Source organism: Siminovitchia sediminis, from assembly GCF_042680885.1.
Taxonomy (GTDB): domain Bacteria; phylum Bacillota; class Bacilli; order Bacillales; family Bacillaceae_C; genus Siminovitchia; species Siminovitchia sediminis.
This window is the reverse complement of record NZ_JBHUEO010000110.1, coordinates 1-1,174: the sequence shown is the minus strand read 5'-3', so window position 1 is coordinate 1,174 and position 1,174 is coordinate 1. Positions and strand designations below refer to the sequence as shown.

Genomic DNA, 1,174 nt, shown 5'->3' with positions numbered 1-1,174 from the left:
TCTCAGGCAGCATAATATCAAGAAGCACCAAATCCCATGACTGTTCACGAAACATCTTTAATCCATCTAAACCCGTAAATGCTTTTCCTGTTTCGTATCCTTCAAAAGATAACTCCAGCTCTAAGACTCTGGCTATCTTTTCTTCATCTTCAACAATTAATATCGCTGATTTATCCACACTCAACCCTCTTTTATTAAAATCTTTCTTCTCATATATATTATAAAATACCAGAGACAGAAAAAGAAGGTTGATGGTCTATCCCTTCGTTCATTGAAAGTGATATAATAGGAAGGAATTTCTTGAGGAGGATTGGATCATTTTGATAACTGTAAATAATATTGGGCTTCGTTTCGGAGATCGTAAATTATTTGAAAATATAAATGTTAAATTCACACCCGGTAACTGTTACGGATTAATTGGTGCAAACGGTGCCGGCAAATCCACATTTTTAAAAATTTTGTCCGGGGAGATGGAGGCACAGACGGGAACTGTAACCATTTCCCCCAATGAAAGAGTGGCAGTCCTTAAACAGGATCATTTCCAATATGAAGAGGACGAAGTACTGAAAGTAGTGATCATGGGACACAGCCGCCTGTATGAGATAATGCAGGAAAAAGATGCCATTTATATGAAAGCCGATTTTACGGAAGAAGATGGAATGCGCGCAGCAGAGCTTGAAGGTGAATTTGCTGAACTGAACGGGTGGGAAGCCGAATCGGAAGCAGCAATCTTGTTAAAAGGGCTGGGAATAGAAGAAGAGCTTCACACAAAAAAGATGGCGGATTTAACCGGTTCAGAAAAAGTAAAAGTCCTTCTTGCCCAGGCTTTATTTGGCAAACCCGATATTTTGCTTCTGGATGAGCCTACTAACCATTTGGATATTAAAGCTATTCAATGGCTTGAAGAATTCCTGATCAACTTTGAGAATACGGTCATTGTCGTATCTCACGACCGGCATTTTCTCAATAAGGTATGTACCCACATCGCTGACCTTGACTTCAGCAACATCCAAATTTATGTCGGAAACTATGATTTTTGGTATGAATCCAGCCAGCTGGCCCAAAAAATGGCCCAAGAAGCAAACAAAAAGAAAGAAGAAAAAATAAAAGAACTTCAAGCGTTTATTGCAAGATTCAGTGCAAATGCTTCTAAATCCAAGCAGGCGACATCCAG

General features: G+C 39.4%; 2 protein-coding genes. One reads left to right on the top strand and one right to left on the bottom strand.

Features of this window, described 5'->3' with window-relative positions:
• On the bottom strand, positions 1–178 hold a 178-nt coding region (locus ACFSCZ_RS17950; RefSeq protein WP_380775932.1), incomplete at its 3' end, for a response regulator.
• Positions 179–320: 142 nt separating this feature from the next.
• On the opposite strand from ACFSCZ_RS17950, the gene ACFSCZ_RS17945 reads away from it, so the two are divergent.
• The coding region (locus tag ACFSCZ_RS17945) for an ABC-F family ATP-binding cassette domain-containing protein (protein WP_380775930.1) at positions 321–1,174 on the top strand (854 nt) is incomplete at its 3' end.